The organism is Paraburkholderia bannensis NBRC 103871 (genome assembly GCF_000685015.1).
Lineage (GTDB): Bacteria > Pseudomonadota > Gammaproteobacteria > Burkholderiales > Burkholderiaceae > Paraburkholderia > Paraburkholderia bannensis.
On sequence record NZ_BAYA01000030.1, the window covers coordinates 80395 to 95034 of the forward strand.

At 65.2% G+C, this 14640-nt stretch carries 12 protein-coding genes; 5 read left to right on the forward strand and 7 right to left on the reverse strand.

Annotated features, from left to right (window positions below):
• Positions 1 to 227: 227 nt before the first annotated feature.
• Together BBA01S_RS31670 and BBA01S_RS31675 are read right to left on the reverse strand one after the other, a co-directional pair.
• Complete coding sequence (locus tag BBA01S_RS31670; protein WP_027819941.1) at positions 228 to 545, reverse strand: hypothetical protein; 318 nt, start codon at positions 543 to 545, stop codon at positions 228 to 230.
• Between the two features lie 337 nt (positions 546 to 882).
• The gene (locus BBA01S_RS31675) at positions 883 to 2553 is read right to left on the reverse strand and encodes an acyl-CoA synthetase (RefSeq protein WP_027819942.1); all 1671 of its coding nucleotides are present in this window, start codon (positions 2551 to 2553) and stop codon (positions 883 to 885) included.
• A gap of 135 nt (positions 2554 to 2688) precedes the next feature.
• On the opposite strand from BBA01S_RS31675, the gene BBA01S_RS31680 reads away from it, so the two are divergent.
• Together BBA01S_RS31680 and BBA01S_RS31685 are read left to right on the forward strand one after the other, a co-directional pair.
• The gene (locus tag BBA01S_RS31680; protein ID WP_027819943.1) at positions 2689 to 3417 is read left to right on the forward strand and encodes a Crp/Fnr family transcriptional regulator; all 729 of its coding nucleotides are present in this window, start codon (positions 2689 to 2691) and stop codon (positions 3415 to 3417) included.
• Positions 3418 to 3618: 201 nt separating this feature from the next.
• The gene (locus BBA01S_RS31685; protein WP_042298249.1) at positions 3619 to 3960 is read left to right on the forward strand and encodes a DUF4148 domain-containing protein; all 342 of its coding nucleotides are present in this window, start codon (positions 3619 to 3621) and stop codon (positions 3958 to 3960) included.
• Between the two features lie 78 nt (positions 3961 to 4038).
• Here BBA01S_RS31685 and BBA01S_RS31690 read toward each other — a convergent pair whose 3' ends face one another.
• Complete coding sequence (locus BBA01S_RS31690) at positions 4039 to 5766, reverse strand: peptidoglycan D,D-transpeptidase FtsI family protein (RefSeq protein WP_027819945.1); 1728 nt, start codon at positions 5764 to 5766, stop codon at positions 4039 to 4041.
• A gap of 182 nt (positions 5767 to 5948) precedes the next feature.
• On the reverse strand, positions 5949 to 7496 hold the full coding sequence (locus BBA01S_RS31695; RefSeq protein ID WP_027819946.1) for a methyl-accepting chemotaxis protein: 1548 nt from the start codon (positions 7494 to 7496) through the stop codon (positions 5949 to 5951).
• A gap of 566 nt (positions 7497 to 8062) precedes the next feature.
• On the opposite strand from BBA01S_RS31695, the gene aepX reads away from it, so the two are divergent.
• Genes aepX through BBA01S_RS31710 form a run of 3 tightly spaced genes read left to right on the forward strand, consistent with a single transcriptional unit; the run spans position 8063 to position 12056 of the window.
• Positions 8063 to 9772 carry a phosphoenolpyruvate mutase gene (gene aepX / locus BBA01S_RS31700; protein WP_027819947.1) on the forward strand — a complete coding sequence of 570 codons (1710 nt, stop codon included), beginning with the start codon at positions 8063 to 8065 and terminating at the stop codon, positions 9770 to 9772.
• Positions 9769 to 10968, forward strand: coding sequence for a phosphonopyruvate decarboxylase (aepY, locus tag BBA01S_RS31705; RefSeq protein WP_027819948.1), 1200 nt, complete (start codon positions 9769 to 9771; stop codon positions 10966 to 10968). Before aepX ends, aepY begins: the two co-directional genes overlap by 4 nt.
• Before the next feature lie 20 nt (positions 10969 to 10988).
• A complete protein-coding gene (locus tag BBA01S_RS31710) occupies positions 10989 to 12056 on the forward strand; it encodes a 2-aminoethylphosphonate aminotransferase (protein WP_027819949.1) in 1068 nt (355 codons plus the stop codon).
• A gap of 89 nt (positions 12057 to 12145) precedes the next feature.
• Here the strand turns inward: BBA01S_RS31710 and BBA01S_RS31715 are convergent, their stop codons facing one another.
• The 3 genes from BBA01S_RS31715 to BBA01S_RS31725 form a co-directional block, all read right to left on the reverse strand.
• Positions 12146 to 13384 carry a PepSY-associated TM helix domain-containing protein gene (locus tag BBA01S_RS31715; protein ID WP_027819950.1) on the reverse strand — a complete coding sequence of 413 codons (1239 nt, stop codon included), beginning with the start codon at positions 13382 to 13384 and terminating at the stop codon, positions 12146 to 12148.
• 295 nt (positions 13385 to 13679) lie between these two features.
• Positions 13680 to 13826: a hypothetical protein gene (locus tag BBA01S_RS47690; RefSeq protein ID WP_167068403.1), complete on the reverse strand. Its 147-nt coding sequence runs from the start codon at positions 13824 to 13826 to the stop codon at positions 13680 to 13682.
• Between the two features lie 107 nt (positions 13827 to 13933).
• Positions 13934 to 14521 carry a nucleotidyltransferase family protein gene (locus tag BBA01S_RS31725; RefSeq protein WP_027819951.1) on the reverse strand — a complete coding sequence of 196 codons (588 nt, stop codon included), beginning with the start codon at positions 14519 to 14521 and terminating at the stop codon, positions 13934 to 13936.
• Between the last annotated feature and the right edge of the window lie 119 nt (positions 14522 to 14640).

The following is a 14640-nucleotide window of genomic DNA, read 5'->3' on the forward strand; positions in this document are numbered from 1 at the left end:
GAACTAACAACCCTGCATTTACAGCCTGTTTTCATAATTTTTGATTCGGATGTCGAATCAATTAATTGGGGTTGCGACCGATTCTTCAGGGCGGGGCGAGTAAGCAAGTGAAATGAGCGGCTTATCGCAGGTTTGCAAATGCCAATGCGCCGAGGCCGGTCACTCCCGTTCAGGAGCGACCGGCCTCGGCGGTGTCACGCTTGATCGATCAGACGATTATCGATCGATCAGTAGCGCGGCGGGGGCGGCGGACGATGGTCGTCGTCGTGCCAGCGCGGGGGACCCGGATCGTGCGGATGATGGTGCATCCATTCGTCGTGTTCCCAGTAGCGGTGGCCGTCCCAGTAACGGTTGTCGTGCCAGCCGATCGATACTTGCACGCCCACCGGCATCATATGCGCTTCACCGTAGTGCGGCGCCGAGTCGGCGCGCAGACCGTAAGGCGCGGACTGGGCGAAGGCGCTCGAGGCACCCATCAGCGCACCGCCTGCCAGCAGCGCGGCTGCGAGAGCGCGTGCGGGGGTCTTCCAGCTCTTCGTATTCATGTTCTTTCCTCCTCATCGAAGTCTGTCGTTCGCTTCTTGCTGCGCTTGACGCGCTGCGTTGCGTTCGACCGTGGAACAGAGCTTATCGGGCGGAAGTCGGTGAATACGTGAGCACTTGTAAGCTTTCATTTCGAGCCAACCGTCACACGAAAAGGCTGATTTAACGATTGGGCCTTGATGCAAAAAGGATTACAGGCTGTTTCTGAACCTTGCCATTCGATTTCAAAGGGTCGGGTTGTCAAGAGGCGTTACATTCGGCCCTTACCCGACCCCAAAGCGCAACAACCGTTGCGCCCGCAACATTTCATTAGTATTTCATTTGCGATTCAAATGCCCTTCATTTGCCGGATTTACCGGCTTCGGGGGTCTTGCCGACATCGATTGCCGCCTGCGATCCCACCTGCGCGCGCAACTCGTACTTCTGGATCTTGCCCGTGGCCGTGCGCGGCAACTCGCCGAACTTCACCACGCGCGGCACCTTAAAATGCGCAAGCAATCCCCGGCAATGCGCGATCAGGTCTTCCGCCGTGGCGTTCTCGCCCTGGCGTAACTCGACGAATGCGCACGGCACTTCTCCCCATTTCGCGTCGGGCATGGCCACGACGGCGGCGAGCGCCACGGCGGGGTGCCGGTACAGCGCGTCTTCGACTTCGATGCTCGAAATGTTTTCGCCGCCCGAGATGATGATGTCCTTGCTGCGGTCGGTGATGCGCACGTAACCGTCGGGCGTCATCACGCCCAGGTCGCCCGTATGGAACCAGCCGCCGCGAAACGCGTCCTCGGTGGCGCGCTCGTTCTTCAGATAGCCCTTCATGCAGATGTTGCCGCGGAACATGATTTCGCCGAGCGTCTCGCCGTCGTTGGGCACGGCTTCCATCGTCGTCGGGTTGCGCACGCTGATGCCGCTTTGCAGGTGGTAACGCACACCCTGGCGCGCGGCGAGTCGCGCCTGCTCGTCGTCGGGCAGCGTCTTCCAGCTTTCCTGCACGGCGCACACGGAAGCCGGGCCATAGACCTCGGTGAGACCGTAGACGTGCGTGAGTTCGATGCCGATGTGTTTCATCTTGGCGATCACGGCCGGCGCGGGCGGCGCGCCCGCCACCATCGTGCGCACCGTATGCGCGATGCCTTCGCGATACGCGGCGGCCGCGTCGGCGAGCGCGCCTTGCACGATGGGCGCGCCGCAATAATGCGTGACGCCTTCGTCGCGGATCAGGTCGAAGACGAGCTTCGCGTCGAACTTGCGCAGGCACACGTTCACGCCCGCGCGCGCCGCCACCGTCCACGCGAAACACCAGCCGTTGCAGTGAAAGAGCGGCAGCGTCCAGAGATAGACCGCATGCTTGGGCAGATCCCATTCGAGGATGTTGCTCACCGCGTTCAGGTACGCGCCACGATGGTGATAGACGACGCCCTTCGGGTCGCCGGTCGTGCCCGAGGTGTAGTTGAGCGCAATGGCGTCCCACTCGTTTTCGGGCGGCTGCCAGGCGTAGTCGGGGTCGCCCCGTTCGAGGAAGGCTTCGTATTCGGTGTGGCGCGGAAAGTGTTCCGCGTCGGCGGGCGCGATATCGGCAACGCTGACGATTTTCAGGTCGGGAAATTCCAGCGCCGCGCGTTGCGCGAGCGCGGCGTATTCCGTATCGACGATCAGCACTTTGGCTTCGCCATGACGCAGCATGAACAGCATCGTCGCCACGTCCAGGCGCGTGTTGAGCGTGTTGAGCACCGCGCCGAGCATCGGCACGCCGAAGTGCGCTTCGACCATCGCCGGGATGTTGGGTAGCAGCACCGCGACCGTATCGCCCCGCTGGACGCCTGCGCGTTCGAGCGCGCTCGCAAGACGCCGCGTGCGCGCGTAGGTCTCGCGCCAGTTGCGGCGCACGTCGCCGTGAACCATCGCGAGACGCTCGCCATAGACTTCGGCGGCGCGCGCGATGAAGTCGATGGGCGTGAGCGGTACGTAGTTGGCTTCGCGCTGTGCAAGTCCCTGTTCGAACGGGTGCGGCATGGTGCTGTCTCCTGTCTGGCTTTATCGATATGTGCCGGTATGATGCGCACTAACGTAGCAGGATCGCGCGCGCGCGTCTGTCGTTGGCGCGACAGAGCCGCTGCGCCGCATTTTTTGACTCTGAGGTTAGCCGCGATGCAGCCCAACGACCCATCGATTATGCCCCCGGAAAACGACGCGGCCGCGCGTCTTGCTGCGCTGTTCGAGCGCTGCGCGTGGTTTCGCGCGCTCGCGCCCGAGCATCGCGCGTGGGTGCTCGATACGTCGCACGCGCAGTCGTATGCGGCGGGCGCGACGGTGGCCGCGCGCGAAGCGCCATCGGCGTATTGGCTTGGCGTGAGCAGCGGGCTGGTGAAGCTCGCGATTTTCAACGCCTCGGGGCGCGGCTGCACGTTCTCGGGCGTGCCGCATGGCGGCTGGTTCGGCGAGGGTAGCGTCATCAAGCGCGAGCCGCGCAAATACGATGTGATCGCGCTGCAACCCTCGCTCGTCATGGCCGTGCCCGCCGATACGTTTCATCGGCTCATGGACAGCAGCCTGCCGTTCAACCGCTTCGTGATCCATCAGCTCAACAATCGCATGGGCGAGTTCATCGGCCTGATCCAGAACAGCCGCTTGCTCGACGTCGATGCGCGCGTGGCGCAGGCGCTCGCGCAGATGTTCAATCCTGACCTCTATCCCGAGACCGGGCGCGCGCTGGAGATCTCGCAGGAGGAGATCGGGATGCTGGCGGGCGCGTCGCGTCAGCGCGTCAATCAGGCCTTGCAGACGCTGGAGCGCGAGGGTCTCGTCACGCTTTCGTATAACCGTGTGGATGTCGCCGATCTCGACGCGCTGAGGGCGTTCGGGCGCGACCAGATCTAGGTGCACGCATTGGCCGGGGCAGTGCGCCCTGTGCAGAAGTCCTGACCAATGTTCCATGGACTGGAACAGTCCTCCCCTTGTCGGCCGGTTTTTAGGTGCGCGAGCGCTGCGTAGACTTGTCGCATCGACTCGCCGCTCGCACGGCAGAACGCCAGCGCAGCGAGTCCGTTCAGACCACAGGAGAGTACGGTGAAGAACGCAATGCTACGCACGGCGCTGGTTTCGATGATCGCAGTCATTCCGGCGATGTCGTTTGCCCAATCCATCCAGAACGGCCCGCTGACGCGTGCACAGGTGGTGCAGGAACTGGTCGACCTCGAATCGGTCGGCTATAGCCCGGCCTCGGGCAACGACGTCAATTATCCGGACGATGTGCAGGCCGCCATGCGCCGCCTTGAAGCGAAGCGCGCCAACGAAGCACGCGTGGCGCAGCAGGACGTGGCGCAATCGGGCTACGGTGCACAGCCGGTGCAGGCAGTCGAATCGGGCGGCCCGTCGGCGGCAGTGCGCAGCGCGGAACCGGCTGCGTACCAGCATCACTAAGCCGCGCGGTTGATTGGCAGAACGATTGGCAGAACCAGGCGGAAACTGACTGGCGCGGCGTAACAGCCGCGCCAGTTTTTATGCGTCGGGCGGCACGCCCATCATTTGCAGCGTGCCCTGCATCACGCCCGAGAAAACCGGCCCAGCGACGGTGCCGCCATAAAACGACCCGCCCGCCGGATCGTCGATCATCACGGCGACGATCACGCGCGGCGCGCTCATGGGCGCCATGCCGACGAACAGCGCGCGATAGCGGTTTTTTGCGTAGCCCGCGCCGACCTGCTTGCGCGCGGTGCCGGTCTTGCCGCCCACGCGATAGCCTTCGACGTTCGCCGCGCGGCCCGTGCCGCCCTCGCGCGTCGCGGATTCCAGCATGCCGCGCAAGGCCGCCGCGGAAGCCGGCGTCGTGACCGTGCGCGGCTGGGCAGCCGCCGATACGGGGCCGCCGCCCGCCGTGCTCTCGTGCAGCAGCTTGGCGGGATACATCGTGCCGTCGCCCGCGTAAGCGGTGTAGACCTGCGCGATCTGCAGCAGCGACGCCGACAAACCGTACCCATACGCCATCGTCGCCTGTTCGATCGGACGCCAGCGCGCCCACGGCCGCACGCGCCCCGCTGCCGCGCCGGGAAACGTCACCTCGGGCCGCAGGCCCAGGCCGTAGTCCTGATACTTGTTCCAGATCGTCTGCGCGGGCAGGTTGAGCGCCATTTTCGCGAGCGCGATATTGCTCGACTTCTGGATCGCTTCAGCGACCGTCATGCGGCCGTGGTTCGAGGTGTCGTGGATCACGGCGGGCCCGATGCGGAAGGTGCCCGGCGCCGTATCGATAATCGTGTTGGCGTTGACCTTGCGCAGATCCATCGACAGCGCGGCGACCACTGGCTTGATCGTCGAGCCCGGCTCGAACGTGTCGATCACGGCGCGATTGCGCAGTTGCCGGCCCGTGAGGCGCGAGCGGTTGTTGGGATCGAACGACGGCCAGTTGGCGAGCGCGAGAATGTCGCCGTTCTGTGCGTCGAGCACCACGACGCTGCCCGCTTCCGCATGATTCTTCGCGACGGCGGCCTTGAGCTGCGAATAGGCAAGCTGCTGCACGCGGCGGTCGATGGTGAGCTGCACCGTGTCGCCGTTGCGAGGCTGAATGCGCTCGCTCGGCTCTGAAATCACGCGGCCCAGCCGGTCGCGGATCACTTCGCGATGACCGGGCGTGCCGTGCAGGCGCGTGTCGGCGGCCAGCTCGACGCCTTCCTGGCCTTTGTCCTCGACATCGGTGAAGCCGACGACGTGCGCGGCCGATTCGCCCTCGGGATAAAAGCGCTTCGAGTCGGCGATCAGCGTGATGCCGCCCGTGGCCATTTCGTCGATATGGGCGGCGGTTTCGGCGTCCACCTGGCGCTTGAGCAGCACGAACGAGCGCTCGGGCGGCAGGCGGCGGCGCAGTTCGGCGACCGGCATGTCGAGCAGCCTGGCGAGCGGCCCGTGCGCGGCTTCGTCGAGCAGTTTGGGATTGGCCCAGATCTCGAAGGTTTCGAGGCTCACGGCGAGCAGGGCGCCGTTGCGATCGACGATGCGCCCGCGCATGGCGTCGAGTTCGAGCGTGCGCTGATAGCGCTTCTGCCCCTGTTTGACGTAGAAACCGTGATTGACGACCTGCACCCAGAGCGCGCGGCCCGCGAGTGCGGCAAAGGCCGCGAAGGTGATGAACACGACAAGTTTCGAGCGCCACGCGGGCAACTGCGGCGTCAACATCGGATGACGTGTCGCGGCGGCGTGCGGATCACGCGGCGGTTTCCTGGAACGGTTCATCGGGGTGGTGCAGGGGGATGGTCAGAATATTATTGTAAACATAGAGTAATTAAATTGAAATTTTAGGTGGCGAGGAGACGGTGCTGCCATCAAATAAAAGCAGCGCCACAGGCCCCCCGACCCGTGGCGTCCGCGCTCCCTCACTACACAGCCCTCACAACACAGTCCTTACTACACCGCCCTCACGCCATCGCTGGCAGCCGGAAGCTCGCGATCGACTCGCGCAGACCCGACACCTGATCCTTCAGCGAATGCGCCGCCGCTGCGGCCTGTTCCACCAGCGCCGCGTTCTGCTGCGTGACCTGATCCATCTCGCCGACCGCGCGATTGACCTGCTCGATGCCCGCGCTCTGTTCGCGCGACGCATTGCTGATCTCTTCGAGAATCTCGTGCACGCGCCGCACCGACTGCACGATTTCGCTCATCGTCGTGCCCGCGTTGGTCACGAGCTGCTGGCCTTCGGTCACCGTGCCCGTCGACTTTTCGATCAGCGCCTTGATTTCCTTGGCCGCCGCCGCCGAGCGTTGCGCGAGGCTGCGCACCTCCGCCGCGACCACCGCGAAGCCGCGTCCCTGTTCGCCCGCGCGCGCCGCTTCCACCGCTGCGTTGAGGGCGAGGATATTGGTCTGGAAGGCAATGCCGTCGATCACGCCGATGATGTCGCCGATCTGCTGCGAGCTGTGCGTGATGTCGCCCATCGTGCGCACCACGTCGTCCACCACGACGCTGCCGCGCGTGGCCACGTCGGCGGCCTGGCTGGCGAGCGTCGCCGCGTGCTGGGCGCTGTCCGCGTTCTGGCGCACATTGGCGGTCATCTGATCCATGCTCGACGCCGTCTGCACCAGCGCGGCGGCCTGTTCCTCGGTGCGCTGCGAGAGATCGGTGTTGCCCGCCGCGATCTCGTTGGCGCCCACGTTGATGTTTTCCGCGCCGCTGCGCACGCGTGCAACCGTCTGCACGAGCGCGCCCTGCATGGTGGCGAGCGCGCGCATCAGGCTGTGCGCGTTCGTGCCGTGCACGTCCACGCGCGAGGTCAAGTCGCCCTCGGCGATGCGGTTGGCGGTATCGACCGCGACTTCGAGCTCGCCGCCGATGCTGCCGCGCACGCTCTTCACCACGAACACCATCACGACGGTCGCGGCGCTGCCCAGCACGAAGGTGACGAGCAGCCAGCGCAGCAGGCTGCTGTAAAACGCCGCGCTCACGTCGTCCATATACATGCCGGTGACGATCACCCAGTCCCACGGCGCGAAGCGGTTGCCGAAACTCAGCTTCGGCACCGGCTCGCTATGGCCGGGCTTGCTCCACAGGTAGTCGACGAAACCGCCGCCCGGCTGGTTGGCCGCCGCCGAGAGCGCCGTGAAGACGTGCTTGCCCGCGGGATCGGTGAAGTCGCTGAGCGCCTTGCCGTTCAGTTCGGGCTTGATCGGGTGCATCAGCATCACGGCCTGCGAGTTGTTGATGCTCAGGTAGCCGTCCTTGCCGTAGCGGATCGAACCGATCACGGCGAGCGCCTGCTTTTGCGCATCGGCTTCCGGCATGACGCTTTTCTGCGAGAGACCGTAGTAGTAGTTGGCGATGCTGGTGGCTTCGTCAACGAGCGTGATGAGTTGCGCTCGCCGTTCGCGGATCATGCCGTCGCGACTTTGCCAGGCGCCGAAAGCGACGATCAGGAGCAGGCCGATCCAGAGAATCGCGATCATCGAGCGGAGTTTCTTGTTGAGGGTCATTGTCTGCTTGGTCGGTCAGAGGGGCGTGTGGCAACAAAAATCCGGCGAATGGCAGGGTTCGCCTTCCTGTGTTTACGGCCCGCGCCAATCTGCACGCGACCTGGGACGAACCCTGTTTCCTCAGAGGAAACTGTAAGGAAGCCGCATGCAATAAAAGCCCCGCAAGCGAATAACGCTATGCCGCGAAAGTGCACAAAAAGTGGCGAAAAAAGCCCTTAAAAGCCACAAATTTCACTGCAACACCATGATTTGCCACTTCTCGTGGTGATTGAAGGCATATGCGAATCATTTCCGCTATAGTCGCGGCTTCGGCCCCAAGCCAGCGCTGTTTTCAGGCTCGTTTCTGCGAGTCCCCGTATCGATTGCCGCTGCCGGCTTCCGCTTCCAGCGACCTTTAAAAGCTGGCTTTAAAGCCGGTTTTCAAAGTCGATCCGCACATCGATCACGCGCAACCGGACTTCACGGTTCGGCGACCCACGGGCCAGAAACCGATTCAACCAACGATGCGACGCACGCGACGCAGCCTTCAAAAGCGCGGCGCGACGACGTCCACTGGAGCAAGAAAAATGAACGCACGCGAACCCGCACTGGTTTCCACCGCACTTCCGACTTCGCGCAGCGCACGTCTGCGTCAGATGCTGCTGAGCAACGAGCTCGAATTCCTGATGGAAGCGCACAACGGCCTGTCCGCACGCATCGCGCGCGAAGCGGGTTTCAAGGCGATCTGGGGCTCGGGCCTGTCGATTTCCGCGCAGTTCGGCGTGCGTGACAACAACGAAGCGAGCTGGACGCAGGTGGTCGACAACCTCGAATTCATGGCCGACGCAAGCGACCTGCCGATCCTGCTCGACGGCGACACCGGCTACGGCAACTTTAACAACGTGCGCCGCCTCGTGCGCAAGCTGGAACAGCGCGGCATCGCGGGCGTCTGCATCGAAGACAAGGTGTTCCCGAAGACCAACAGCTTCATCGGCGGCGAAGCGCAGCCGCTCGCGGACATCGACGAATTCTGCGGCAAGATCAAGGCGGGCAAGGACTCGCAGACCGACGAGAACTTCTCGATCGTCGCGCGCGTCGAGGCGCTGATCGCAGGCTGGGGCATGGACGAAGCGCTCAAGCGCGCCGAAGCCTATCGCCAGGCCGGTGCGGACGCGATCCTGATTCACAGCAAGCTGTCGAAAGCCGACGAGATCCTCACGTTCGCGCGCGAATGGGCAGGCCGCGGCCCGCTCGTGATCGTGCCGACCAAGTACTACAGCACGCCGACGGACGTGTTCCGCAAGGCGGGCATCAGCACGATCATCTGGGCGAACCACCAGATCCGCGCGGCCGTTTCGGCCATGCAGGCGGTGACGAAGACGATCCACGACACGCAGACGCTCGTCGATGTCGAAGACCGCATTGCTACGGTCAACGAAATTTTTCGCCTGCAGGACGCCGACGAATATTCGGAAGCCGAAAACCGCTATCTGTCGAACTCGCGTTCGGCAGGCTCGGCGATCGTGCTGGCGGCGAGCCGCGGATCGGGTCTCGACGCCGTCACCGAAGACAAGCCCAAGGTCATGCTGCCGGTCGCGGGCAAGCCGCTGCTGCGCTGGCTCGTCGATGCGTTCAAGAAGGAAGCGATCAACGACATTACCGTCGTCGGCGGCTACAAGGCCGAAGCGATCGATAGCGCGGGCATCAAGCTCGCGCGCAACGAGCGCTACGCGCAGACCAACGAACTCGCCTCGCTCGCGTGCGCCGTCAATGCGCTCGATAACGACACGGTGATTTCCTACGGCGATTTGCTGTTCCGCAGCTATATCCTGCGCGACCTCGTGGAAAGCGATGCCGAATTCAGCGTCGTGATCGATTCGTCGCCGGAATCGGAAAACGCCAGCGTGCGCGATTTCGCGTGGTGCTCGGCGGGCGACGATCGCGGCCTGTTCGGCAACAAGGCGTACCTGCAACGCGTGTCGTCGGATCAGGCATCGCAGGACATGCCGGCCAATGGCCGCTGGATCGGCCTCACGAGCGTGCGCGGCGCGGGCCGCGACAAGCTCAAGGCGAAGCTCGCGCAACTGCAGACGCGCGCCGATTTCGACACGCTCGACATGCCGGCGCTGCTCAACGCGCTGATCGAAGACGGCGAGAAGATCGAAGTGCAATACGTGCGCGGCCACTGGCGCGGCGTGAACGACCTCGAAGACTTCCGTCGTGCGGGTGACTTCGCTCACGCGCAGACGCCTATCGGCGGCGGCACGGCAGGCGCGAAGCCGGAGGCCAAGGCATGATCGAAGCCGCACAGTTTGTCGAAGCGGCGCGCAAGCAAGGCTTCGAATGGTATGCGGGCGTGCCGTGCTCGTACCTCACGCCGTTCATCAACTACGTGCTGCAGGACGATTCGCTGCATTACGTGTCGGCGGCCAATGAGGGCGACGCGGTCGCGCTGATCGCGGGCGTGGCGCTCGCGGGCAAGCGCGGCATCGCGATGATGCAGAACTCGGGGCTGGGCAACGCAGTGAGCCCGCTTACCTCGCTCACGTGGACGTTCCGCCTGCCGCAATTGCTGATCGTGACGTGGCGCGGCCAGCCCGGCGTCGCCGACGAGCCGCAGCACGCGCTGATGGGCCCGGTCACGCCGCAGATGCTCGACACGATGGAAATTCCCTGGGAGCTGTTCCCCACGGAAGCCGACCAGATCGCGCCCGTGCTCGAACGCGCCATCAAGCACATGGACGAAACGGGCCGCCCGTATGCGCTCGTGATGCAGAAGGGCAGTGTTGCGTCGTACGAACTCAAGGGCGGCGGCGCCATGCCTGCGAAGCACGCGCTGCCGCTCGCGCAGTCGAACTTCACGGGCCGCGGCTACGACGAACTGCCGACGCGCCAGCAGGCGCTCGAACGCGTGATCGCGGCGACGCCCGCTGAATCGACGGTCGTGGTGGCATCGACGGGCTTTTGCGGCCGCGAGCTTTACGCCATCGACGATCGTTCGAACCAGCTCTACATGGTCGGCTCGATGGGCTGCGTGACGCCGTTCGCGCTGGGCCTCGCGCTCGCGCGTCCTGACCTCAACGTGGTCGCCCTCGACGGCGACGGCGCGGCGCTCATGCGCATGGGCGCGTTCGCGACGCTTGGCGCGTATGGCCCGTCGAACCTCACGCACGTGCTGCTGGACAATGGCGCGCACGATTCGACGGGCGGCCAGGCCACCGTCTCGCAGCAGGTCTCGTTCGCGAACGTGGCCGCCGCGTGTGGTTACGCCGATGCCGTGGAAGGCGACGATCTCGCCACGCTCGACGCTGTCCTGAAGGCTGCGCAGGATCGCGCGACGGGCGCAAGCGGTGTCGCCGGCACGCGTTTCGTACGCCTGACGATCAAGCGCGGCACGCCCGACGGCCTGCCGCGCCCGACCATCACGCCGCCGGACGTCAAGACGCGCCTCATGCGCCACATCGGCGCCGATGTGCACGCCGCCGCCAACTAAAAACGATCAAGGAAACGCCGATGCTGTTGCTCAATCCCGGCCCGGTCACGCTCACCGAACGCGTGCGCCGCAGCCTGTTGCAGGAAGACCTCTGCCATCGCGAAAGCGAGTTCTTCGACGTGCAGGAAGAGGCGCGCACGCGTCTCGTCGGCGTCTACGATCTCGACCCCGCGCAGTGGCAGGCCGTACTGATGACCGGCTCCGGCACGGCCGCGGTCGAAAGCATGATCGCTTCGCTCGTGCCCGCGAACGGCAAGCTGCTGATCGTCGAAAACGGCGTGTACGGCGAGCGCATCACCGCGATCGCCACGCAGTACGGCATCGCGCACGAAGTCGTGAAGCATGAGTGGATGGACGCGCCGGATCTCGCGCGCATCACCGCCGCGCTCGACGCCGACAAGTCGATCACGCACGTGGCGATCATTCATCACGAGACCACCACGGGCCGCCTGAACGATCTGCGCGCGCTGGGCGAAGCGTGCCGTGCGCGCGGCGTGCAGATGCTCGTCGATGGCGTGAGCAGCTTCGGTTCGGAAGCGATCGATTTCGACGATACGAGCATCGCCGCCGTGGCCGCGACCGCGAACAAGTGCCTGCACGGCGTGCCCGGCGCGGCCTTTGTGGTGGTGCGCCGCGCGGCGCTCACAACGGCTGCGAGCCGCACGTACTACCTCGACCTCAAGCGTCTCGCGACCTTGCAGGATCAGCGCAACACGCCGTTCACGCCGTCGGTGCACGCGTATTACGCGCTGGTCGAGGCGCTGCGCGAACTCGCCGACGAAGGCGGCTGGAAGGCGCGTCACGCGCGCTATGCAGCGCTTTCCGAGCAGGTGCGTGCAGGTCTCGCCGCGCGCGGCATGGACAGCGCGCTGCCGAAGGAAGAATCGTCGGTGGTGCTGCGCGCGTTCCGTCTGCCTGCGGGCATCGACTATCCGAAGCTGCATGACGCGCTCAAGGCGCGCGGCTTCGTGATCTACGCAGGCCAGGGCGGTCTGTCGAAGGAGCTGTTCCGTATCTCGACGATGGGCGACATTCATGCCGCCGACGTCGAGCGCCTGCTCGCATCGTTCGACGAAATCGCGAAGTAATCTTGCTGGCTCATCGGAGCCATGAAAAAGGGCCTTGCAGCGAGCAATCGCTGCAAGGCCCTTTGTGTTTCTGCGACGCTCTTTTGTTGCTAGCTCGTCACGCGTTCATTGGCACGCACGGTTGCCGCCTGCTTCGACGGCTTCGCGCTTTTCGCCGACTTGCGCCGCGCGCGCGCTTTCTTCAGCCAGATCAGCACGCCCGTCACGCTGAGCACCGCAACCATGAGGCCCGTGAAGCTGATCGCGATGCGTCCCGGCAAACCGGCGATACGGCCCGAGTGCAGCGGAAACTGCGCCTGGATAAAGATGTCGCCCGCGCTGCCTTCGCCGGGAATCTGCTTCGCCAGCACCTGGCCGGTGCGCGCGCTCAGAATCAGCCACGGATTGCCGAGCCCCGCGTCGCCGTGATCCTTGCCCGGCTCGTAATAACCCACGCCGACGTAGCCCAGCGACGGCACCGCGAACAGTCCGCCCGGCGGCGCGGCGATGCCTTCGCGGCGGCCCGCGTCGGCGGCTTCGGCGATGATGCGATCGCGCGCCTGGATCGCTTCGTCGAGCGTGAGCGCGGGGCCGGGGGCGACCGTGCGGAACGGATCCGGCGCGAGCGTCGAGAACACCGACACGACGGGTCGCACGACCTGTGCGCCCAGGTTCATCGACACCGACGTCAGCGCCACCACGGTCAGGATGCCCCACAACCAGACGCCGCCCGAGCGGTGCAGGTCGAACGTGAGCGCATAGCCGCCGCGCTTGACGCGAAACGCCAGCGACTTGCGCCAGCTCTTGAAATTCGGGAACGCGAGCACGATCGCGATGAAGCCGTCCAGCAGCCAGACCATCCCCACGACGCCCATCGTCCAGACGCTGAAGTCGATGCCCATTTTCGTCGGCAGGAACAGCGTGTAGTGGAGCTGGTAAAGGAAGGGGATCAGGTTCAGGCGCGCGAGCGACGGTGCGCCCCACATGCGGCGGCTCTGCACATCGCCATTGACGGGATTCAGCGCGACCTGGTTGTAGTCGAGCGCGTAGGGCGCGTTCGTCTGCGGATCGACGCGCGGCGACGCGCGCACGATGAACGTCTCACCCGGCTGCGCCGCGAGCGGCATGAACGACACGACAGCGTGCGGATTGGCCGCTTCGAAGCGCTTGACCAGTTCCAGCGGCGCGAGCGGCGCGCCGGGCATGGCGGCCGTGTAGAAGGTCGGATTGAGCGCGGCGTCGAGTTCGTGATCCCACGCGATCACGGCGCCCGTCAGGCCGGCGAGAAACAGGAAGGCCGCGATGCCCAGGCCAAACCAGCGATGCAGGCGTACCAGCAGCGGTCTCATGCGGCTTGGCGGCGGCTGCGCCGGTGGACGGAAAGCGGCGCGGTGGTCAAAGCGGTCACGATGGCTTCGGCGGTCTGATGGAGGTGAATGCGGACGTAAATTATTGATCGCAAATGCGAATCGTTTTCATTTTACGGAGTCAATGGAACGCGCGCAAGCTTCGATGAAAGCTTTGCGAAAGCATTAAACGGGTGTGGATCAAGGAGCGCGTTTGACGCACGACGGGAGGCGTGCGAGAGGGCCGCCGCGCGGCGAAGGGCGTTGCGGCGCGGCGTGAGACAGGCGGGGACGGTGTCTAGACCGGATCTTTGTTCGGCGGCCCGTCAGGGCGTTGCGGTTCCTCGACATGCCCCGGCGGCGGGGGCGTGAGCGGATCGCGTTCGGGATCGCGCGTCGGATCGGCAAGCGGATCGGGAAGCGGGTTGGTGTGCGAGCAGATCATCGCGGCTACCTCGTGCGGCTGCGTGAGCCGCGCAGGACGTGTGGGTGGTGCTAATAGCGTAGGCGATGGAAAAACCGCGTGTGCGGAGTTTCTGGGCAGGCACAGCGTCAGAGCCCGTCGAGATCGGCGGGGGTATCGACGTCGCGCAGGATGCCGGGATCGTTCACGTCGATGCGCGTGGGAGCCTGCGAGGCGAGCAGGGCGCGCGCGCCCGCGTCGCCGTCCAGCGCGAGCAGCGCTTCGCGGTGCCCGAGGCCGAAGCCCACGGGGTGGCCGCGCTGGCCCTCGTAAAACGGCGCGACCAGCGGCTTGCCTGCGTCGAGTTCGCGCGCGACCGCCTCGATGGTGCTGACTGCGATGCGCGGCATGTCCGCAAGCGCGACGATCCAGCTTTCGCCTTCGGTATCGGCTTCAATGGCGGCGGCGAGGCTCGCGCCCATGCCGCGCACCGAACCGGCCGCGAACACCACGTCGCAGCCCGCCTCGTTGAGCGTGTGCGCGAGTGTTTCGGCGCCGGGGCGCACGACCGCGATCACCCTCGGCACGACCAGCAGCAGCCGGTGCGCGGCCTCGTGGGCGACGGCGACGCCGTTGGGAAGCGGAGCGAGGAGCTTGTTGCGCAGACCCTCGGGATCGAAGCGCGAACCGGTGCCGGCGGCGAGCAGTACGCCGGTGGCAAGCGATGCATAGGCCATGGGGAGTACCGCGCGAAAGAGGTGAACGCGCCGATTGTGCGGCGCAACCGCGCGCGAGGCAAGCGTTGCTTACCCGTTGGTTCTCGCGCGCTTTCCTCGCACCAAAGCGGCTACGAAGC